22 protein-coding genes are annotated in these 19,426 nt (G+C 73.6%); 12 read left to right on the top strand and 10 right to left on the bottom strand.

Annotation, left to right across the window (positions count from 1 at the left end; translation table 11 throughout):
- Positions 1–29: 29 nt before the first annotated feature.
- From RM779_RS33625 to RM779_RS04315, 3 genes are read right to left on the bottom strand one after another with little or no spacing between them, the layout of a single operon-like run.
- The gene (locus RM779_RS33625; protein WP_394813214.1) at positions 30–707 is read right to left on the bottom strand and encodes an ABC transporter transmembrane domain-containing protein; all 678 of its coding nucleotides are present in this window, start codon (positions 705–707) and stop codon (positions 30–32) included.
- Positions 683–1,315 (bottom strand): ABC transporter transmembrane domain-containing protein, encoded by a 633-nt coding sequence (locus tag RM779_RS33630; protein ID WP_394813215.1) that lies wholly within the window; start codon positions 1,313–1,315, stop codon positions 683–685. The genes RM779_RS33625 and RM779_RS33630 overlap by 25 nt, the downstream gene beginning before the upstream one ends.
- A 58-nt stretch (positions 1,316–1,373) precedes the next feature.
- Positions 1,374–2,261: an alpha/beta fold hydrolase gene (locus RM779_RS04315; RefSeq protein WP_311615942.1), complete on the bottom strand. Its 888-nt coding sequence runs from the start codon at positions 2,259–2,261 to the stop codon at positions 1,374–1,376.
- 120 nt (positions 2,262–2,381) lie between these two features.
- Between RM779_RS04315 and RM779_RS04320 the strand changes: the two genes are divergently transcribed.
- The 6 genes from RM779_RS04320 (at position 2,382) to RM779_RS04345 (ending at position 7,368) form a co-directional block, all read left to right on the top strand.
- Positions 2,382–2,945, top strand: a complete 564-nt coding sequence (locus tag RM779_RS04320; RefSeq protein WP_311615944.1) for a TetR/AcrR family transcriptional regulator — start codon at positions 2,382–2,384, stop codon at positions 2,943–2,945.
- Positions 2,946–3,048: 103 nt separating this feature from the next.
- The gene (locus tag RM779_RS04325) at positions 3,049–3,519 is read left to right on the top strand and encodes an SgcJ/EcaC family oxidoreductase (protein WP_311615946.1); all 471 of its coding nucleotides are present in this window, start codon (positions 3,049–3,051) and stop codon (positions 3,517–3,519) included.
- A 47-nt stretch (positions 3,520–3,566) separates the two neighbouring features.
- The gene (locus tag RM779_RS04330; protein ID WP_311615948.1) at positions 3,567–4,217 is read left to right on the top strand and encodes a class I SAM-dependent DNA methyltransferase; all 651 of its coding nucleotides are present in this window, start codon (positions 3,567–3,569) and stop codon (positions 4,215–4,217) included.
- Between the two features lie 187 nt (positions 4,218–4,404).
- Positions 4,405–4,812: a RidA family protein gene (locus RM779_RS04335; RefSeq protein ID WP_077060878.1), complete on the top strand. Its 408-nt coding sequence runs from the start codon at positions 4,405–4,407 to the stop codon at positions 4,810–4,812.
- Between the two features lie 89 nt (positions 4,813–4,901).
- Entirely contained in the window at positions 4,902–5,120 is a 219-nt protein-coding gene (locus RM779_RS04340) for a hypothetical protein (protein ID WP_311615951.1), read from the top strand.
- A gap of 292 nt (positions 5,121–5,412) precedes the next feature.
- Positions 5,413–7,368 carry a multicopper oxidase family protein gene (locus RM779_RS04345; RefSeq protein ID WP_311615954.1) on the top strand — a complete coding sequence of 652 codons (1,956 nt, stop codon included), beginning with the start codon at positions 5,413–5,415 and terminating at the stop codon, positions 7,366–7,368.
- Between the two features lie 98 nt (positions 7,369–7,466).
- On the opposite strand, the gene RM779_RS04350 is transcribed toward RM779_RS04345, so the two are convergent.
- Positions 7,467–8,813, bottom strand: coding sequence for a serine hydrolase (locus RM779_RS04350; protein WP_311615956.1), 1,347 nt, complete (start codon positions 8,811–8,813; stop codon positions 7,467–7,469).
- Between the two features lie 409 nt (positions 8,814–9,222).
- On the opposite strand from RM779_RS04350, the gene RM779_RS04355 reads away from it, so the two are divergent.
- Positions 9,223–10,287 (top strand): acyltransferase family protein, encoded by a 1,065-nt coding sequence (locus tag RM779_RS04355; protein ID WP_311615958.1) that lies wholly within the window; start codon positions 9,223–9,225, stop codon positions 10,285–10,287.
- Positions 10,288–10,353: 66 nt separating this feature from the next.
- Positions 10,354–11,355: an SDR family NAD(P)-dependent oxidoreductase gene (locus RM779_RS04360; RefSeq protein ID WP_311615960.1), complete on the top strand. Its 1,002-nt coding sequence runs from the start codon at positions 10,354–10,356 to the stop codon at positions 11,353–11,355.
- Here RM779_RS04360 and RM779_RS04365 read toward each other — a convergent pair.
- Together RM779_RS04365 and RM779_RS04370 are read right to left on the bottom strand one after the other, a co-directional pair.
- Positions 11,327–12,211: an SMP-30/gluconolactonase/LRE family protein gene (locus tag RM779_RS04365; RefSeq protein ID WP_311616510.1), complete on the bottom strand. Its 885-nt coding sequence runs from the start codon at positions 12,209–12,211 to the stop codon at positions 11,327–11,329. The two genes, RM779_RS04360 and RM779_RS04365, sit on opposite strands and share 29 nt — an antisense overlap.
- 200 nt (positions 12,212–12,411) lie before the next feature.
- Complete coding sequence (locus tag RM779_RS04370) at positions 12,412–13,404, bottom strand: zinc-binding dehydrogenase (protein ID WP_311615963.1); 993 nt, start codon at positions 13,402–13,404, stop codon at positions 12,412–12,414.
- A 124-nt stretch (positions 13,405–13,528) separates the two neighbouring features.
- On the opposite strand from RM779_RS04370, the gene RM779_RS04375 reads away from it, so the two are divergent.
- From RM779_RS04375 to RM779_RS04385, 3 genes are read left to right on the top strand one after another with little or no spacing between them, the layout of a single operon-like run.
- Positions 13,529–14,221 (top strand): TetR/AcrR family transcriptional regulator, encoded by a 693-nt coding sequence (locus RM779_RS04375; protein WP_311615965.1) that lies wholly within the window; start codon positions 13,529–13,531, stop codon positions 14,219–14,221.
- Positions 14,202–15,647, top strand: coding sequence for a sensor histidine kinase (locus RM779_RS04380; RefSeq protein ID WP_394813216.1), 1,446 nt, complete (start codon positions 14,202–14,204; stop codon positions 15,645–15,647). The genes RM779_RS04375 and RM779_RS04380 overlap by 20 nt, the downstream gene beginning before the upstream one ends.
- Positions 15,644–16,303: a response regulator transcription factor gene (locus RM779_RS04385; RefSeq protein WP_311615969.1), complete on the top strand. Its 660-nt coding sequence runs from the start codon at positions 15,644–15,646 to the stop codon at positions 16,301–16,303. The genes RM779_RS04380 and RM779_RS04385 overlap by 4 nt, the downstream gene beginning before the upstream one ends.
- Before the next feature lie 37 nt (positions 16,304–16,340).
- Here the strand turns inward: RM779_RS04385 and RM779_RS04390 are convergent, their stop codons facing one another.
- The 3 genes from RM779_RS04390 to RM779_RS04400 are packed head-to-tail and all read right to left on the bottom strand — an operon-like array spanning position 16,341 to position 17,498.
- Positions 16,341–16,622 carry a SelT/SelW/SelH family protein gene (locus tag RM779_RS04390; RefSeq protein WP_311615972.1) on the bottom strand — a complete coding sequence of 94 codons (282 nt, stop codon included), beginning with the start codon at positions 16,620–16,622 and terminating at the stop codon, positions 16,341–16,343.
- Between the two features lie 37 nt (positions 16,623–16,659).
- Positions 16,660–17,076 carry a DUF2752 domain-containing protein gene (locus RM779_RS04395; RefSeq protein WP_311615974.1) on the bottom strand — a complete coding sequence of 139 codons (417 nt, stop codon included), beginning with the start codon at positions 17,074–17,076 and terminating at the stop codon, positions 16,660–16,662.
- A gap of 2 nt (positions 17,077–17,078) precedes the next feature.
- Positions 17,079–17,498 (bottom strand): TM2 domain-containing protein, encoded by a 420-nt coding sequence (locus RM779_RS04400; RefSeq protein WP_311615976.1) that lies wholly within the window; start codon positions 17,496–17,498, stop codon positions 17,079–17,081.
- Positions 17,499–17,660: 162 nt separating this feature from the next.
- Here RM779_RS04400 and RM779_RS04405 point away from each other — a divergent pair, with 162 nt between their 5' ends.
- Positions 17,661–18,605: a phosphotriesterase family protein gene (locus RM779_RS04405; RefSeq protein ID WP_311615978.1), complete on the top strand. Its 945-nt coding sequence runs from the start codon at positions 17,661–17,663 to the stop codon at positions 18,603–18,605.
- 34 nt (positions 18,606–18,639) lie between these two features.
- Here RM779_RS04405 and RM779_RS04410 read toward each other — a convergent pair whose 3' ends face one another.
- Positions 18,640–19,422, bottom strand: coding sequence for a phosphotransferase (locus RM779_RS04410; protein WP_394813217.1), 783 nt, complete (start codon positions 19,420–19,422; stop codon positions 18,640–18,642).
- Positions 19,423–19,426: the final 4 nt, after the last annotated feature.

Raw genomic sequence — 19,426 nt, forward strand, 5'->3', positions numbered from 1 at the left:
GGTAACACGGGTAACGAGTATCTCCGCGGTCACATGACTACGGCGCGGCGGGGGAGCAGGCCGGGGTCCAGCCGAGCGAGGAGTTCGGAGGGCGGGCCGTCTTCGACGACGCGTCCTTCGTCGATCACCACCGCGCGGTCCGCCAGATGAGGACGTGGACGTCCGGCTCGCCCGTCCGCGCCCGGGTGGCGGAGGGCCACGTTCTCGAACGCGAGGGCCGCCGGTGCCGGGTTCGGTGCCGGGGCCGGTGCGAGGTCCGGGTTCGGGTTCGGGTTCGGGTTCGGGTTCGCGGCAAAGTCGGCCGGCTCAGCGGGGGCCGGCTCGTCCATCACGTCGGCGTAGCGGTCGGCCGCCGTCGCCGCCTCGCTGCTCATCGCGAGCAGCAGCCCGGTCGACGTCATGGCCGGGCGCAGTTCCAGCGCGATGGCCAGGAAGGCCACGAGCGTCCCCGCCGACGTCTCCCCGTCCGCGACCTGCACGGCACCCAGCGCGAGTGCCGCGCCGAGCGCCGCCTCCGGCAGTGCCATGAGCAGTGCCGAAAGCGTCGCGAGCAGGCGGGCCTTGCGCAGTTCGGTGCCGCGGAGTCGTGCGGCGCGCCGTTGGAAGGCACGGATCAGGCTGCGCTGGTGGCCGAAGCTCTTGACGACGCGGATGCCGAGGACGGACTCCGTCACCGCCGTCGTCAGATCACCGTTCTGCTCGCGCACTGGCGCGACGCGCGTGCGTAACGCGACTCAAGGAACGGGCCCAGGGCCAGCAGCGGCAGCGCCGACGCGAGGAACACGAGGCCGAGCAGCCACTGCTGGGCCAATAGCAGCACGCAACCGACCAGCAGAGTCACCACGTTGACGGGGAGGAACGTGAGCGGCACCGCCAGGAACACGTGGATCGACTGAAGGTCCGCCGTGCCGCGCGACAGCAACTGGCCCGGCGGCCACCGGTCGTGGGCGGACAGGGGCAGTTGCTGGATGTGGCGGAGGAACGCCTCGCGCATCGACGCCTCGACCGCGGCCAGCGGGCGTGCCACCAGTCGGCGGCGTACCCCGAAGATCCCCGCCTCGGCGGCTCCGAGCAGCAGGAGCAGCCCGCCGCCGAGCCAGACCCCGGCCGTGTCCCCGTCGCGGACCGGGCCGTCCACCATCCACTTCAGCACCAGCGGCAGGGCCAGGCCGAGGCACGACGCGACGATCGCGAGGAGGGATGCCGAGATCAACTGCCTCCGCACCGGTCGCACGTACGGCCACAACCGCAGCAGTGAACGCACGGCGAAGCGCCGGGAGGCAGCGGGCCGTTGCCGTGCCACCGTGTCAGCCATCGGGAGTGGAGCGTAGGGGCGTTCCCGGCGGCGCTCACCTGGTTTTGGCGCCCGGTCCTCAGCGCCGCGGATCGCGGTCGAGCGCGCGCGGCAGGAATGCGCGGATGAGGGCGGCGATTTCCGGCCCGTGTGTCTCAAGGGCGAAGTGGCCGGTGTCGAGGAGGTGGATCTCGGCGTCCGGCAGGTCGCGGGCGTACGCCTCGGCGCCGGCCGGGGCGAAGATCTCGTCGTTACGGCCCCACGCGACGAGCGTGGGCGGGCGGTGGGTGCGGAAGTACGCCTGGAACGCCGGGTAGGCGTCGAGGTTGAACTGGTAGTCCCAGAACAGCTGGAGTTGAATGGCGTCGTTTCCTGGCCGGTCGAGCCCGGCCTGGTCGAGGGTCCAGCTCTCGGGGGAGATCCGTTCGAGCCGGTCGGCGGGCACGCCGTGCGTGTACTGCCAGTGCGTCGCCTCCGCGGTGAGGTAGTTGCGCATCGCCGTTTCGTTCGCCGCGCGGTCCTTGGCGTGCGCGAACAGCGGCTCCCAGAAGGGCGTGAACCCCTCGGTGTAGGCGTTGCCGTTCTGGCTGATCAGCGCGGTGACGCGCGCGGGGCTGCGGGAGGCGAGGCGCAGGCCGATCGGTGCTCCGTAGTCCTGCATGTAAAGCGCGAAGCGGTCCAGGCCGAGGTGGTCGAGGAGTTTGCGGGTGATCTCCGTCAGGTGTTCGAAGCTGTAGGCGAACGCGTCGGCGGGCGGCGCGTCGGACTGGCCGAATCCGATGTGGTCGGGGGCGACGAGGTGGTAGGCGTCGGCGAGTTCGGCGAGGAGGCCGCGGTACATGTGCGAGCTGGACGGGAAGCCGTGCAGGAGCACGAGGGTGGGGCGGGCCGGGTCGCCGGCCTCCCGGTAAGCGACGGTCAGGCCGTCGATGACTGCGGTGCGGTGGCGGACGGCGAACGCGGACATGGGTCCTCCGAGGGTGGGCGGACGACCGGAGAACGGTCGTTCTCCGGCTGTCCGCTACCCTAGAGAACGCTGGTTCTCCACGCAAGACGTCCAGAAAACCGGGATGGGAATGGATTGGGAATGGATGCGGAAACCGCGCGGGAACGACTGCTCGACGCCGCCGCCACGCTGTTCAACGAACGCGGCGTCCAGGCCGTGGGCATGGACGCCATCCGCGGCGCGTCCGGGGTGTCCCTGAAGCGCGCGTACCAGCTGTTCCCGTCCAAGACAGACCTGGTGGAGGCGGTGTTGCGGCGCAGGGACCTGGAGGTGCGCTCGGACATCGCGGCACTCACGGCGACACGGGAGTCGCCGGCCGAACGCGTGCTGGCGCTCTTCGACCACCTGCACCACTGGTTCGGGCAGCCGGATTTCCGCGGCTGCGTCTTCATCAACTCCTTCGGCGAGATGGGCGGCACCTCGGCGGGCGTCGCCGACATCGCACGCGCGCACAAGGAGGCGGTGCGTGACCGCCTGGGCGAGCTGGTCACGGAGGCCGGCGGCTCCTCCGTGCTCGCGGCGCAGATCGCCATGCTGGCCGACGGCGCGATGGTGTCCGCCGCCATGACCGGCTCCGCGGAGCCCGCACGGCAGGCGAAGGAGGCCGCCCGCGTACTGCTGCACTCCGGAGCGCTCGGGGGTTGACTTCAAGAGGGGTTGAAGTAAGAGGCTCGGCGGCGGCCGGGCACACCGCCCGCGGCGCGCCCCGCCGCCGCCGTCGGCACCCAGGAACAGGACGGAACGCACCATGACCGAATCCCCCGCCCCCGAGACCGCCGAGACCGCCGAGACCGCCGAAATCGCCGACGTTGTGCGGCGGTACGGAGCCGCGTTCAACGGCAATGACGCACGGGCGATGAACGCTCTTTTCAGCCGGGACGCGATCTTCGTGAACTTCGGTGGCGGCCTGGTGTTCGGCGCCGAACAGCTCTACCGCGCCCAGGCGTTCGTCTTCGCGCCGGGTGGGGTGCTGGAGCACGTTCGCGTGACGTATCAGATCGAGAGCACCGTCTTCCTGACCCGGGGCATCGCCGTGGTCCACGCGCGCCAGCGGACGGCGGACGCGGACGGGCGGCCCGTCGAGGCGCGGGACGGCGATCCCATGGAGGCCGTTCTGATGATGACGCTGGTGCGGGACGAGGAGGACGGCTGGCGCGTCAGGGCCGCGCAGAACACCCCCGTGACGGGGCCGCGGGTGGCGCCGGACGGCAGTCACTGAGGGCCGCGGGCGGGCCGTTGTCAGTGGGGGTGGTTACGCTCCGCAACATGAGTGGAGCGACCCACCTGCACACGACCCGGGCGGCGTACGACGCCATCGCGGCCGAGTACGCCGGGCACTTCGCGGGGGAGCTGGCGGCCAAGCCGATGGCGCGGGCGATCCTCGGCGTGTTCGCCGAGGTCGTCCGCGGCGCGGTGATCGACGTCGGGTGCGGCCCCGGCAGGGTGACGGCGTATTTGCACGGGCTCGGCGTGGCCGTCTCCGGCGTCGATCTGTCGCCGGAGATGGTGGCGCTCGCCAGGCGCGAGCATCCGGGGCTGCGGTTCGAGGAGGGGACGATGACGGCGCTCGGCGCGGCGGACGGCTCGCTCGGCGGCGTCGTCGCCTGGTATTCGGTCATCCACACGCCGCGCGAGGAGCTGCCCGCGGTCCTCGCGGAGTTCCACCGAGCGCTCGCGCCGGGCGGGCACCTGCTGCTGGCCTTCCAGGTCGGCGAGGAGCCGTGGCACCTGGGAGAGATATTCGGCCGCACCATAGCCCTCGACTTCTACCGGTGGACACCGGAGCGGCTGGCCGGGCTGCTGGCGGGGGTCGGCTTCGCCGTGGAGGCCCGCTTGCTGCGTGAGCCCGACGCGGAGGAACGGACGCCGCACGCCCATCTCCTGGCCCGCAAGACGACGGCCGGGACGGCACCGTGACCGGAGCGGTGTCGGCGGCCGGTCGGCCGGTCGGCCGGTTGGTTGGTGGGCATCGGTGGGGGCGGCCACACCGGCAGTCGGGGGCGGAACCGGCGGCCCTGGGGGCGCACGGGGAAACTGACGCGCGTGAGGCGTGCGTGATTGGGACAATCGGCGCGTCGTGCCGTCGTCTCGGAGGGAGCACGCCGTGAGCCGTGCCGTCCGCCTGATCCGTTCCGCCACCCTGTCCGACGTTGCCGAGTATGCCTATGCCGCCACGGCGCCCGCCGGGGCCCGGCTGATCTTCCTCGCCGGGGCCTGCCCGCTGAACGGGGACGGCACCACGGCCGCGGTCGGTGACTACGCGGGGCAGGCGGCGAAGTCCGTCGCCAATCTGCGGGTCGCCCTCGCGGACGCCGGCGCGGCGATCGAGGACGTCATCAGCACGCGGGTGCTCGTCGCCTCCTCCTCGCAGGCGGACTTGGTGGCCGCCTGGGAGGTGGTCCGCGACGCGTTCGGCGAGCACGACGTTCCCAGCACGCTGATGGGGGTCACCGTGCTCGGCTACGACGACCAGCTGGTCGAGATCGAGGCGGTCGCGGCGGTGGCCGAGTAGGCGGCGCGAAGGCAGCGCGAAGGCGGCGCTTCCTCCGCGCGGGCGGCGTGCGGGGGCGACGGTGCGCCTTCGAGTTCCAGGCCGCACTTTTGACCCGGCTCGCGCGCCGCCCCGAGGCGGCGTACATCAGGTCTCACGCTGAGCGCGCCGGGCACCTCCTGTTTCTGTGGTGGCCCCTGTGGATCGGCCTGGCCGCCTGGGGCCTGCGCCGCCCCTGGTTCGGCGCCGTCTGCCTCTGCCTCTGCCCCGCCGCGCCGCTGCCGGCCGTCTTCGTCTGCATCTTCCTGCCGGGGCGGTGGGCCGGCTGACCGCCGGGGCCGAGCGGGTTGGCGCGGACAGTGGCACCCGCTGGGTGCCCGGTTTCCGGCCATCTTCGCGGCCGCGAAAAATTCGCGGCGGCCGCCCGCCGCGGCCGGACAGGACGGATCGGGCGGCCGCGGAACGCCGGAGCGGGCAGGTCTCGATCTGGCCGGAAAAAGAGGTGAACGCGCCCACCGGCGATCTCGCTGGGCAACCGAACGACCGCCAAGAGTGGTCATGCAGGGTAGAGGATGCTGCCGAAGGTGGTCGGCGGCACAGGGCATGCCACGGGGGTTGACCATGCCGGATGTCATTTACATGCACGCCGTCGACGACTCGGGGGCCGTCGGCCCGCGGGACGCCGAGGAGCTGCCGGAGCCCGCCGTTCTGCGGGACTCCAGGCCCGAGGCGGAGCCGGTCGGCGGGCTGACGCCTTATCTCGACCCGCTGCGCATCCCGCCGACGCTCCGCCCGGGGCGCGGCGCGGGGCTGCGGGAGGACATCGAGGTGCAGTTGAGGGCGACATGGGTACGCCTGCACTCGCAGATGGCGCCGACGCACGTGTGGGCCTACGACGGGCACTTCCCGGGTCCGACGTTCGATGTGCGGCGCGGCCAGCGCATCCGCGTCAGCTGGCGGAATCGGATCGACAGCGCCTATCCGGCCGTTTCCGGGGACGCGCCGCGGTTCGTGGCGGACGTGCCGTCCAGCGCGCGGGCCGGCCGCGGGCCGGGATTCGCGGAGGAGAAGGAGGTCGCCGACCTGCCCGCCTGGTCGGTGACGCACCTGCACGGCGCGGCCACCGGCGGCGGCAACGACGGCTGGCCGGAGAACGGGGTGCCGGTCGGCGACGCCCAGCTGTCGGAGTATCCGAACGACCAGCGCGCCGCCGCGCTCTGGTATCACGACCACGCCCTGCACCTCTCCCGGTGGAACGTGTATGCGGGCCTCGCCGGGATGTATCTCGTACGTGACGCCGAGGAGGATGCGCTGCATCTCCCGCGCGGGAAGTACGAGGTCCCGCTGATGCTGATGGACCGCAATTTCGAGGTGGACGGCCAGGGCCGCCCCACGGGGGAGCTGCTGTACAAGGTGCCGCGGCTTCCGGAGGCGCGGGCCGGGACCGGGGCAGGGGCGGCGGGGGAGACGGAAAAGGCGGTCACGCTGCCGTTCACCGGCCCGTACACCCTGGTCAACGGCGTGCTGTGGCCGTACTTCGACGTCGAGCCCCGCTGGTACCGCTTCCGCCTGCTGAACGCGTCGAACGCCCGCATCTTCGATCTGGTCCTGATCGACGAGGAGGGGGCACCGGTGCGCGGGGCCATCAAGCAGATCGGTTCGGACGGCGGTCTGATGCCGCAGCCGGTTGCCGTCGACTTCGACGACACGCTGCCGCGGCTGACCATCGCACCGGCGGAGCGCATGGATCTGCTGATCGACTTCCGGGCCCTCCGCGGGCAGCGGGTGCGGCTGGCCAACGTCGGGCGCAATGTGCTGCCGGGCGAGGAGGACCCGGCGGGTGACGTGCCGTTTCCGCAGGTCATGGAGTTCCGGGTGGGCCGTGCGTCGGTGCACGACGGGTTTGTGCTGCCCGGCGTCATATCGTCCTCGTTCCGCCGGCTGCCGCACGACACCGCGCACGTGCACGCGCACCGGCTGATCGTGCTCACCCCGCCGGGCACGGCCGGGGGCGGAGGGCACCCGGAGATATGGGAGATGGCGGCGGTCGCCGAGGGAGCGGCGGAAGCGCCGTCGGACGGCCTGATCCAGCTGACGGACGCGGAGGGGAGGAGCACGACGTACCGCCGGTTGGCCCGGAGGTTCGACGACGCGCTGACCTTCAAGGTGGCGCACGGGGCGTACGAACGGTGGAGCTTCCTCCACCTCGGCGGCCCGGTCCACCCGATGCACATACACCTGTCGGCCTTTCAGGTGCTGCGTCGCGAGCCGTATGTCGTCACCGGCTTCGACCTGGCGCTCGGTGGCACCCGGGCCGGGGAGCCCGTCACGTTCAACAGCGCGCCGGGCGCCGCCATCCCGCTGGAGGCGAACGAGCTGGGCTGGAAGGACGTCTTCCGGGTGCGGCCGGGAGAGCTGGTCTCGGTCATGGGTGCGTTCTCCGGGGCGCACGGCCGGTTCATGTACCACTGCCACCTGCTGGAGCACGAAGGCACCGGCATGATGCGGCCCTTCGTGGTGGTGCCGCCCGGAGTGATGACGTTCGGGCGCCAGCGGCCGGGGCACGGCGGCCACTGACACGGCCTCAGCGGCCCCAGCGGCCTCACCCATCCCACCCGTTCCGCCCGGCACGGGCGGTGCCGGGCGATGCGGGACGGTGCTGGCCGGTGCGGGGGTTACTGCATCAGGTGGAAGGCGCCGGCCGACAGGGCGAGCAGTTCGGAGACCGTGGCCGCGTCGCTCACGTTGTTCTCCGGGTCGCTCGCCAGGACGGACACGACGTAAGTCTCACCCGTGGCGGAGGCGGCCATGAAGCTGCGGGTGACGACGCCAGGTTCTGAGCCGCCCTTGAACCAGCCGGTCGGCCAGGTCTCCGTGTCGAGACCGAGGATGCGGGTGCCCATAAGAGAAAGAGAGGTGTCCACAGGTTCCTGGCCCGGCTGTGCCGCCTGTGCGTGCAGACCGGCGAACGCCCGGCACAGGTCGGCCGCCGAGGCGTACCACTCGATTGTGGCGATGGAGCGCGGCTCACTCCAGATGGTGTCCGGTACCGGCAGTCCGGCCACCACGTGGTCGAGGTAGGCGCGGCGCGCGTCCTCGTCCAGGGCGGCGAACGCGTCGGCGTGCACCGGATAGTCGGCCGTCTTCAGCTGTGACATTTCGCGAGTGAGGAGGAAGGGAAGGTTGGCGGCGGGGTCGGCCATGCCGAAGCGGGCCTGCTGCGCCTCGACGGCTCCGCGGCCGAGGCGGTGCATCAGGTGGTCCGTCGCCGAGTTGTCGCTGTAGAAGATCATGTGGTCCGCGTACTCGCGCAGAGTGAGCCGGGTGCCCGCGGGCAGCTCCGCAACGGGGCCGCCGCCCCCCGCCTTCCACTCGTCGCGCACCGCCAGCGGCTCGTCCCACTCGGCCCGTCCGGAGTGCACCGCCTCGGCGAGGGCACCGAGCACGTACAGCTTGAACGCGGAGGCGATCGGCCGCGGCGTGGCGGGGGCAAGGGTGTGCACCGGCCGGCACTCCCCCGGCTCCCCGGGGTCGTCCGGCTCATCGATTTCGGCGGCGAGGAAGGAGACATCCGGCGCGACGGCCGCGGCCCGTCGCGTCAGCTCCGCCCACGAGTGCGGAAGGGGGGTGAGGAAGAGCGAGGCGATGGCTCCGTCGGCGTCGGTCACCACGACGGCGTGGTGTGTGCCCGTGCCGCCGGTGAGGAGGGCGTACGCCTCGGAGCCGGCGCGGGGTTCGCGCTGCGCGCGGTAGGAGCCGAGGCTCAGGCCGTTCGTGCCGCCGGCCTCGGCGAGCATGTCGTTGAGGCCGTCGGGCCCGAGCGATTCGAGGAGCGGATCGGACAGGTGCGCGCGCATCTCGGACTCTGCCAGGGGCAGCCGGTGCGAGGCGGCGAGCAGCCACGAGAGCTGCCGGGCCACGGGGGTGTCCGGGAGTTGGGGCGCCCGTTCGGCGTCGCGGGCCGTCGCGGCGGGCGGCAACAGCGTGACCAGGGCGATGAGTAGCACGACGAGTCGCCGCATGCGGGTCTTCTCTCAGCAGCAGGTGGAACAGGAGGTGCAGGCCGACCCTAAAGGCAAGATCGCGGAGTTGCCGTCGCTCCATGGGTGGATGCGGTATCCGTCCCGAAGCGGACCCGCGGGTGCCATGGGGACGCGGCGGACGGGCAGGTTCAGCGGATGGCAGGCGCCGAAGGGGCCCCGGGCCGGCGGGGCGGCACCGCGATGACGTACTTGCGGGCGGGGCGCGTCCGCCGTGCGGGGGAGGCGGTGAGTTCGGCGCCGCGAGGGACGCCACGGGGCGGGCCGCGCACATACGTTGCGTGCGGGTCCGGGCCACGGGCTCCGGGGCGGGCCTGCGCGGGCAGGACCGCGCCGTCGCAATGACATACCGCGTACTTATCGAGTAGGCGCGGCAAAGGGGACGGGCACCATGCGACCTGCCGCGGAGCGGACCAGCACGTCACGGCGGAAACGGAGCCGGGACCCGCGCTGGGACAACCTCCGTTGGCTCGCCGGGACTCTGGTCGTCTTCATGCACGCGGCGGACACCATTACCGACCGGGACGGGCTGCGCTGGCTGCACATCGCGACGTGGGCGATGCGCGTGCCGATGCTGGCGCTCCTCGCCGGCTATTTCAGCAGCGCGGAGCCGCTGACGCTGCGCCGCGCCCGTCACCTGGCGGAGTCGATCGCGGTGCCCTACCTGGCGATCGTCGGCCTCCAGTCCGCCGAGGTGTGGATGATGTCGCACCGCGAGTGGCCGAACGAGATACCGGGGCCCGCCTGGTCCCTGTGGTTTCTGCTGTCCCTCCTCACGTGGCGGGCCGCGCTGCCCCTTCTCTCGCGGCTCCCCCACCCACTGGCCACCTCCGTGGTCGCCGCCCTGGTCAGCGGCTACATCCCGGCGCTCGGCCTCCAGTTCTCCGCGGCCAGGACACTCGGGTTCCTGCCCTTCTTCCTCCTCGGCTGGAAGCTGCGGCAGGGGGCGCTCGCCGGGGTGCTGTCCGCCCGGTGGAGCCGCCGGGCCGCGGCGGCGGTGCTCGGGGCGGCGTTCGCGGTCTCCTGGTGGCTCAGGGACCGGGTCGACCTGGAGGCGCTGAAGCTGCGGGGCCCCTACGGCGAGGGCGGGTTGGCGGAGGCGCCCTGGGCCTGGACGGACCGCGGCGCGATCCTGGCGTGCGGGGCCGCCGTCGCGCTGAGCGTGATCAGGCTTGCGCCGCGCCGCCGCATCCCGTTCGTCACCGCGCTCGGCACGGGCGGGATGTTCATGTACCTGCTGCATCCCCTGGTCATCAGGCCGGTCGAGGCCGCGTTCGCCGTCGACTGGGTCGGCTCGGGCGCCGAGCAACTGCTGCTCCTGCTGCTCTCCGCCGCGCTGGCCGCCGCCCTCGCCTCCCCGCCCGTCCGCCTGCTGGCCGCGCCTCTGGTCCGCCCGCGGCCGACGACCTGGTTCGCAGCGGTCCGGCGGGAGCGGACACGGGCCGGGAGCGGCTGACAGCGGCTGACAGCGGCTGACAGCGGTGATTGACATCGAGAGTGCTCCAGCTCGTAGCGTCACGGCATGGCACCCACAAGCACGCCCCAGCGGCCCATCAACTCCGGCTTCGACGCCCGGAGTACGGCGAACGGCGTCCTCGACGGCATCGACCTGTCCGGCAAGCTCGCCATCGTCACCGGCGGCTATTCCGGCCTCGGTCTTGAGACGGTCCGTTCCCTGGCGCGGGCCGGTGCGAGGGTGATCGTTCCGGCCCGGCGTGCCGACGCGGCGCGGGAGGCGGTCACCGGCCTCGACGGCGCCGAGGTGGCGCGCCTGGACCTGGCGGACCTGGCGGATGTCCGCGCGTTCGCGCGGGCCGTTCTCGACTCGGGCCGCGGCGTGGATCTCCTCATCAACAACGCGGGCATCATGGCCTGCCCCGAGACGCGGGTGGGTCCGGGCTGGGAGGCGCAGTTCGCGGTCAACCACCTCGGCCACCACGCGCTCACCAACCTGCTCTGGCCGGCGCTCGCACGCAGCGGCGCACACGGCGGCGCACGCGTCGTCGCCGTGTCCTCCGCCGGCCACCAGGGCTCCGGAATGCGGTGGGACGACGTCCAGTTCACGCGCGGCTACGACAAGTGGCTGGCCTACGGGCAGGCGAAGACCGCGAACGCGCTGTTCGCGCTGCACCTCGACGCGCTGGGGCGGCCGCACGGCGTGCGGGCGTTCTCGCTGCACCCGGGCGGGATTCTCACGCCTCTCCAGCGGCACCTGGCGCAGGCCGAGATGGTGGACGCCGGGTGGATCGACGAGCAGGGGAACGCGACGAACCCCACGTTCAAGACGCCGGAGCAGGGCGCCGCGACCCAGGTGTGGGCGGCCACCTCCCCGCGCCTGGCCGACCGCGGCGGGGTCTACTGCGAGGACTGCGACATCGCTCCGCCCGCCTGGCCCGCCCCGGCCGGCGGCGGCCTGGTCCCCGGCGTCGCCGCGCACGCCCGCGACCCGGAGCAGGCGGCACGGCTGTGGGATCTTTCCGCGGAGCTGACGGGTCTCAACGCCTTTGCGACGGCAGGCCGGTGACGCTCATCACCAGCGAGTAGAGGGTGGTGCTCGCGGCGATGAACAGGCGGTTGCGGCGCGCGCCGCCGAAGCGGATGTTCGCCACCGTCTCCGGCACCCGGAGGCGGCCGATCAGCGTTCCGTCCGGGTCGTAGCAGTGAACGCCGTCCGCCAGGGCGGCGGCCCACAGCCGGCCGGCGTCGTCCAGGCGGATGTTGTCGAAGCCCGCGGGGCATTCGGCGAACACCTCGCCGTCGGACAGCGTGCCGTTCTCCCGCACGTCGAAGACGCGGATCTGCCCGGCCCTGCTGTCGGAGACGAACAGGCGGCGTTCGTCGTCGGAGAAGATCACGCCGTTGGGCCCGCGGAAGCCGTCGGCGACCTGCGTGACCTCGCCGCTGTCCGGGTCGGCGCGGTAGACGTTGCAGGCGCCGATCTCGCTGTCGGCGCGGTGCCCCTCGTAGTCGCTCACGATCCCGAAGTCCGGGTCGGAGAACCAGATCGACCCGTCCGACGCGACAGCCGCGTCGTTGGGGCTGTTGAGGCGCTTGCCGCGGTAACGGTCGGCCACGACGGTGACCGAGCCGTCGTGCTCGGTGCGGGTGACGCGCCGGTTGCCCTGTTCGCACGTGACGAGGCGGCCCTGGCCGTCCAGCGTGTTGCCGTTCGGGAATCCGGCGGGGCTGCGGAACACGCCGACGGTGCCGGTCGTCTCGTCCCAGCGCAGCAGCCGGTCGTTGGGGATGTCGCTCCACAGCAGGAAGCGGGCGGCGGGGACGTAAAGCGGCCCCTCGGCCCACCGCGATCCGGTGTGCAGCGTTTCGAGCCGCTGATCGCCCAGCGTGCAGCGCCCGGTGCGGAACCGCTCGTCCAGCACCTCGTAAACCGCCCGGTCGTCCCGGTCGTCCCGGTCGTCCCGGTCGTCGCGGTCGTCGCGGTCGTCACCCACGCGTCTCTCCTTTGCGCCTCCGTGATCATGCGGGCCGCCCACAGTGGACCCCACGCGCGGGGGCGGGTCAAGGAGGAGGGAAGGAGGGGAGGAGGGGAGGAACGGCGCGGGCAGTCCGCCGCGCCCGGTCACGGCTCCGCGACCGCGGCGGCCGGGACCAGCAGGGTCTTGCCGAGCGCCGTTCGGGCCTCGATGGCCGCGTGGGCCTCGGCCGCGGCAGCCAGTGGAAACGTCTGCCCGATCGTCGGCCGCAGCCGGCCCGCGGCGGCCTCGGCCAGCGCGTCCCGCGCGAGCGCGCGCAGGTCGGCCGGGGCGGGCGGCGGCCCGAAGCCGAGGAGCGTCAGTCCGCGGCGCGCGGCCTCTGCCTCGTCGACGGCGGAGGGCGCGCCGGCGGCGAGCCCGTACGTGCTCAGCCGCCCGCCGGGCCGCAGCAGGCCCGCCGCCGCCGTGCCGACGGCGCCGCCGACGCCGTCGAAGACGACGTCGAGGCCGGCGCCGCCGGTGGCGTCGCGCACCCGGTCCTGCCAGTCCTGCCGGGTGTAGTCGACGGCGGCGCGGGCGCCGAGGCGGGTGGCGAGCCGCAGCTTCGCCTCGCCGCCGGCGGCGGCGATGACGTGCGCGCCCGCCGCCGCGGCGAGTTGCACCAGCAGGCTGCCGACGCCGCCGCCCGCGGCCTCGACGAGCACCCACTCCCCCGCGGCGGGCGCGGCGACGCGGGTCAGCAGGAGGGCGGTGCGGCCGTCGGCGAGCAGCGCGGTGGCCTCGGCCGTGCCGAGGCCCTCGGGAACGGGGATCGGCTCGGCGGCGTCGACGGCGACGAGTTCGGCGTAGCCGCCGCTGCCGCCGGTCGTGGTGACGACGCGGCGCCCGAGCAGCGCCGGGTCGGCGCCCGCGCCGAGCGCGGTGACGGTGCCGCCGACGCCGTTGCCCGGGATGACCGGCAGGGTGGGGCGGTGCGCGGCGACAGGGCCGCGGCCCGCGCGGGTCTGGGTCTCGACGAACGTGACGCCGACCACGTCGGCGCGGACGAGCACCTGCCCGGGTCCCGGCTCGGGATCGGGGACTTCCTCGGCCCTCAGCACGTCGGGCGGGCCGAACTCCCTGAGCATCACTGCCTGCATGTCTCTCCCCTCCGGACGCGGCCGCGCGCCTCCCACACCGTCGCCACCCGGAGCGGAACGCTCCGAGTTGCGCGGCCCCAACGTAACCCGGAGCGATACGCTCCGCAAGGCGTATCCTCTGGGCATGCCCGATGCCCCCGCCCGCCGCAAGCCGGGACCGCAGGCCACTGCCGCCCGCAACGACCGGGCCGTCATCGAGGCCGCCCGCGAGGTGTTCCTCACCCAGGGCTTCGACGCGCCCGTCTCCGCCGTCGCCGAACGGGCGGGCGTCGGCATGGGCAGCCTCTACCGCCGCTACCGCACCAAGGAGGAGCTGCTCCAGCACCTGTGCGTCGACTCCATGCAACGGCTCGCGGACGCCGCCCGCGCCGCCCTGCGCGCACAGGACCCGTGGGAAGGCCTGGCCGGTTACGTGCGCCGCTGCGCCGGTTTCGGCTTCGGCGCGCTCGCGCCGCTCGCCGGCACCATCGCCTCGACCGAGGACATGTGGCGTGCCGCCCGTGCCGCCCAGGAGCTGGCCGAGGCGGTCGTGGCCCGCGCGCACGCCGCGGGCGTGCTGCGCCGGGACGTCACCGCGCTGGACGTGTCGCTGCTGATCGGGAAGTTCAGCACGCGGGCCACGGCTCCGAGCCCGGCCGAGGAGGAGAACGCGGCGCACCGCATCCTGGCGATCGCGCTCGACGGGCTGCGCGCCGGCCATCCGGAGCCGCTGCCCGGCCACCCGCCGGTCGTCCGGCGCTACGAGGACCTGTGGCGCCGCGGCGGCGGTGGCCAGGAACCGCCCTTCCGCGTAGCGGATGAGGGCCGTAGTACCTGAGGAGGACCCCGCGGTATCCGCAGTACCGGGGACGACCGCGGCCCGTTCCGCCGCCTACCGTGTCGCTGTGCCTCAGACCGTCCAGCACCACAGCCTCAGAACCGAACTCCGCATCGCCCGCAGCTGGCTCGACGCGCTGCGCGCGGACCTGATCACCGACGCGTTCGCGTTCCGGCCGATCCCGCCCCTGCCGGTCAACGGTCCGCCGCTGAGCCGCCTGCCCGAACGTCTCCGCGCCCCGGCGCGCTGGCTGCCGCACGCGGCCGTCGCGCTCACCGCGGTGGTGACGATGCTGATGTCCGTCTCGCAGTTCAGCTACTGGGAGAGGGACCCGATACGGCTGAGCGTGCTCTTCTTCGGCATCCCGCTGATCGCCGCGCTGTTCCGGCCCGTCGGCGCGTGGTGGCTCTCGCTCGCGGGATTCTTGGCCCTCGCCCTCTGGGAAGTGTCGGCCCACTGGCCGTGGCTCACCGGCCAGCTGGTGGCGCACACGCTGGTGATGGCCCTGGTCGCGGTGCGGGCCAGGGCGCGCGTGGTCGCGGAGATGTGGACGATCACCGTGCTGGCCAGCGCCCTGGTGGTGATGTACGCCGGTGAGCCGTGGCAGAGCGACAACACGCTGATCATGGCGGTCGTTTCGTTCCTCACGCTGCTCACCATTCTGCTGGTGCGCGGCTGGTCCGAATCGCGCCGCGAGGTCGTGAAGCAGGTCGCGGTCACGCAGCGGGAGCGGTCCCGGCGCACGCAGCTGGAGGAACGCACCACCATCGCCCGCGAGTTGCACGACGTGGTGGCGCACCACATGTCGGTCGTCGCGATCCAGGCGGAGGCCGCCCCCTACCGGGTGGACAGCCCGCCGCCCGAGCTGACGCAGGCGTTCGCGACGATCAGGGAGAACGCGGTGGCCGCGCTGGCCGAGCTGCGGCGGGTCCTCGGAGTGGTCCGCGCCGAGGACTACGAGGCCCCGGACGCGCCGCAGCCGACGCTCGCGGACCTCGACGGGCTGCTGGACAACGTGCGCGAGGCAGGTCTGACCGTGGAGAAGGCCGTCACCGGCGCCGTCCGCGAACTGCCGCAGGGCGTCGAGCTGTCGGCGTTCCGCATCATCCAGGAGGCGCTGAGCAACACCCTGCGGCACGCCCCCGGCGCGTCGGCCCGCGTCGAAGTCTCCTACGTGCTCGGCGGTCTCGGCCTGCGCGTGGTCAACGGCCCGCCGCAGGCGCCGGTGCCGCCTTCGCCGGGCGCGGGGCAGGGCATCACCGGCATGCGGGAGCGGGTGGCGATGCTGGGCGGCGAGATGACGGCGGAACCCGCGGCGGACGGCGGGTTCGAGACGACCGTCTTCCTCCCGCTGCCCCTGCCCGCGGAGAACGCGGAGAACGCGGAGAACGCGGAGAACGCGGAGCACGCGGAGGAGCCCGCATGACGATCCGGGTGCTGCTCGTCGACGATCAGGTCATGGTCCGCGAGGGCTTCACCGTGCTGCTGAACGCCCAGCCGGACATCGAGGTGGCGGGCGAGGCGGTGGACGGTGTCCAGGCCGTCGCACGCAGCGCCGCGCTGCGCCCGGACGTGGTGCTCATGGACATCCGCATGCCGGAGCTGAACGGTATCGAGGCGACCCGCAGGATCATCGCCGCGGACGACCCGCCGCGGGTGCTGGTGCTGACGACGTTCGACCTGGACGAGTACGTGTACCAGGCGCTGCGCGCCGGGGCGTCCGGCTTCCTGCTGAAGGACGCCTCGGCCCGCCAGCTCGCCGACGGGGTGCGGGTGGTGGCGGCGGGCGAGGCGCTGCTCGCGCCGACCGTGACGAGGCGGCTGATCGTGGAGTTCGCACGGCGCGGCGGGCCGCCTTCCCCGCCGGCGGGGGTGCGGGTCGGCGAGCTGACCGAACGCGAGACGGAGGTGCTGACGCTGATCGCGCACGGCCTGTCGAACGCCGAGATCGCCGGCCGGCTGCTGGTCGCCGAGTCCACCATCAAGACGCACGTCAGCAGGGTGCTGGTGAAGCTGGGCCTGCGCGACCGCACGCAGGCCGCGATCTTCGCCTACGAGGCGCGCCTCGTGACCCCGTCCTGACCCCGGCCACCGGAACGAGCCGCCCCGGGCCGGGCGTTCAGCGGTCCGCGTGCCCGAGGCCGCGGCCGGGGGCGACCCGGTCCCTGACCAGGCGCTTGACGGCGGTGGGCTCGGGAAAGCCCTGCTCCCGCCGGTCCCACACCACCGCGTCGCCGACGCTGACCCGGAACACGCCGCCGGTGCCGGGCACCAGGGCCACCTCGCTCAGCTCCGCCTCGAACGTACCGAGCAGTTCCTGCGCCAGCCACGCCGCCCGCGGCAGCCAGCGGCACTGCGTGCAGTATTCGATGCGCACCACGGATTCGCGGGCCGGGGTCATGTCGTTCGTCACCTCGTGAAGTAGCGGCGGGCCGCGTTCAGAACGGCAGGTTGCGCAGCACGGCCCACAGCACGGCGCCGCCCAGCACGACGGTGCCCTGCCACCGGGTGAAGCGGGGGCGGTAGCGCCGGCCGCGCAGCCCTTCGACGAGCCAGCGCCCGCCGAGCCACGCGCCGAGCGGGACCCCGAGGACGAGCAGGACCGCGTTGTCCTGGAACGCGGCCGCGATGTCCGCGTGCAGGAGGTCGTAGGCCATGCGCGTCCCGCCGCAGGCGGGGCACTCCAGGCCGGTTGCCCAGTTCAGGGGGCAGCGCGGCAGGAGTGAACCGCCCTCGTGCGGGTTGGTCTGCCACAGGTAGGCGGCGCCCGCCAGGCCCGCCCCCAGCGCGGCGAGCGGCGGGGCCGCGGGGTGGGACGTCAGCCGCCGGGACAGCCCGGGCACAGGCACGGGCACGGTCAGCCCTTGAGTACCAGACCGCGCGAGTCGGTGCGGTCCTCGCTCACCAGGAAGATGATGCCGTCGATGAGCGCCCATATCCCGAGCCCGCCGCAGGTCAGCAGCTGCGCGACGGCCATGCCGGTGTGGCCGGTGTACCAGCGGCCCGCGCCCACGCCGCCGAGCAGGATCTGGAGCACCCCGGCGACGATCTTGGACTTGTGGGAGAAGGGGCGCCCCATCCGGTCGTAGCCGTAGGGCGCGTTGGGGTCGGGCGCGTAGCCGCCGGGCGGCCCGCCGTACGGCGGGTAACCCGCGGCGGGCGGCGGGTAGGACGTCGAGTCGTAGCCGGACGGCTGCTGCCCGGGCGGCTGTTGCTGCCCGGGCGGCGGCTGGTACGGGCCCGAGGACGGCGGCTGGTAAGGGTTCTGGTCGGACATGACGTCCCCCTGGGGAAGTGGGCCGAGCGGTGGGTCACGCGCCTGACAGGGGAATGCCAGACACGTGCCATGGTGCCAGCAGAAACCGGGCGCAGGGGCGCAGGGGCGGGGATTCAACGGACCCCGGCGAACGCCGTGGCCTGCCGCGTACGCTCGGTTTCCATGAGTCAGGCCGCGATCAGGACCGTGCTCGGCGACGTTCCGCCGGGTGACCTCGGCGCGTGCGACGCGCACGACCACCTCTTCCTCTCCGGGTTGATCTCCGGGCCGCGGCCGGCCGGGCGGGAGTTGGACGACCCGGCCGCGGCCGTCGCCGAGGCGCGGGCGTTCGCGGATCTTGGCGGCCGGGCCGTGGTGCAGTGGACGCCCTTCGGCATGGGCCGGCGGGCCGGGCGGCTGGCGGAGGTCTCCCGCGCCGCGGGCGTCCACATCGTCGCGGCCACCGGGCTGCACCAGGCGCGGCACTACACGCCCGCGCTGCTCGAACGGGTCGGCGGCCGGCTCGCGGAGCTGTTCGTGGCCGAGTTGACGCGCGGCCTGCACAACGACGACGACCCGGACGGCCCGGCGGGCCCGGCCCGGGCGGGGCTGATCAAGGTGGCGGGCGCACTCCACGGCCTGGACGCCCACGCGCGGCACGTCATGTCCGCGGCGGCCGAGGCACACCACGCGACCGGGGCGCCCGTCGCGGTGCACCTGGAGGGCGGCACGGCGGCGCTCGACGCCGTCGACCTGCTGTGCGGCACGCTGAACGTTCCGCCGGTGCGGGTGATCCTCGGCCACCTCGGCCGTTCGCCCGATCCGCGGGTGCCCCGGCAGGCGGCGGACACCGGCGCGTTCCTCGCCTTCGACGTGCCCGGGCCCCGGGCGGCGGACGCCCGGCTGCTCGACGTGCTCACGGCGCTCGTCGAGGCGGGCCACGCCGGGCAGGTGCTGCTCGGCACCGACACGACCACCGCCGCGGCGCGCGCCACGGGCGGCGCGGGCCCCGGCATGCCGTACCTCCTGGGCACGCTGCGGCCGCGCCTGGCCGAGCGCCTCGGCGACGGCGTGGCCGAGGCGGCGCTGGTGGGCAACCCGGCGCGCGCGTTCGCCGTCGCCTGGTAGCGCGGGCGCGGGCGCGCGTGGGACGAGTGCGGGATCAGTCGAGCAGGGCCCGCGTCCACAGCTCGGCGCGTTCCTCTGCGTAGGCGGCGTCGCCGTGCCACGCGTCCCCGTGGCCCTCCGCCCACAGCGTCGCCCACGGCTGCCTGCCGGACGCGTGCCCGGCGGCGAGGAAGTCGTACATGCCGCGTGACCGTTCCCACAGCAGCGGAACGAGGGCGCGGCGCTGCGCCTCGTCGTCCAGGCCGTACGCGTCGGCGAACAGCCGCAGCCTGGCCGCGGCCTGGCGGTCCTCGCGGCGGAAGGCCGGGTTGGCGGACAGCGGCACGAAACCGTGCACGGCGTAGGAGAGGTCCCACAGCCGGGTCCCGGGTCCCGCCACGTCCCAGTCGATGAACGTCCAGGCGTCGGTGGCGTCTTCGACCACCAGGTTCCACGGCGCGAGGTCGTGGTGGGCGATGATCTCGTCGCCGTCCGGCGGGATCAGGACATTCCAGGCGGCGTCGGGCGGCGGGGTGAAGTCGGCGACGGCATCGTGGAATTCACGGATCAGCCGGGCCACGCGGGCCAGCCGCGCCGCCGGGTCGAGCAGACCGAACCGCTCGGGCCAGACGGTCGCGCCCGGCGCGAACGTCAGGACCTCGCGCCCCTGTTCGTCGATGCCGAGCGGGCGGGGCGCGGCCGGATAGCCGGCCCGGTGCAGATGGTCGAGCAGGGCGTGCACGGCCGGCGTCCACGGCCCGGCGGGACGGCGCACGGTGTCGCCCGCGCGCACCACTCCGGCGTTGGCGTTTCCGCCGGTCAAGGGTTGCTCGTTCACCTGT

The sequence above is a fragment of the Streptomyces johnsoniae genome (assembly GCF_031845565.1).
In the GTDB taxonomy this organism is placed as follows: domain Bacteria; phylum Actinomycetota; class Actinomycetes; order Streptomycetales; family Streptomycetaceae; genus Streptomyces; species Streptomyces johnsoniae.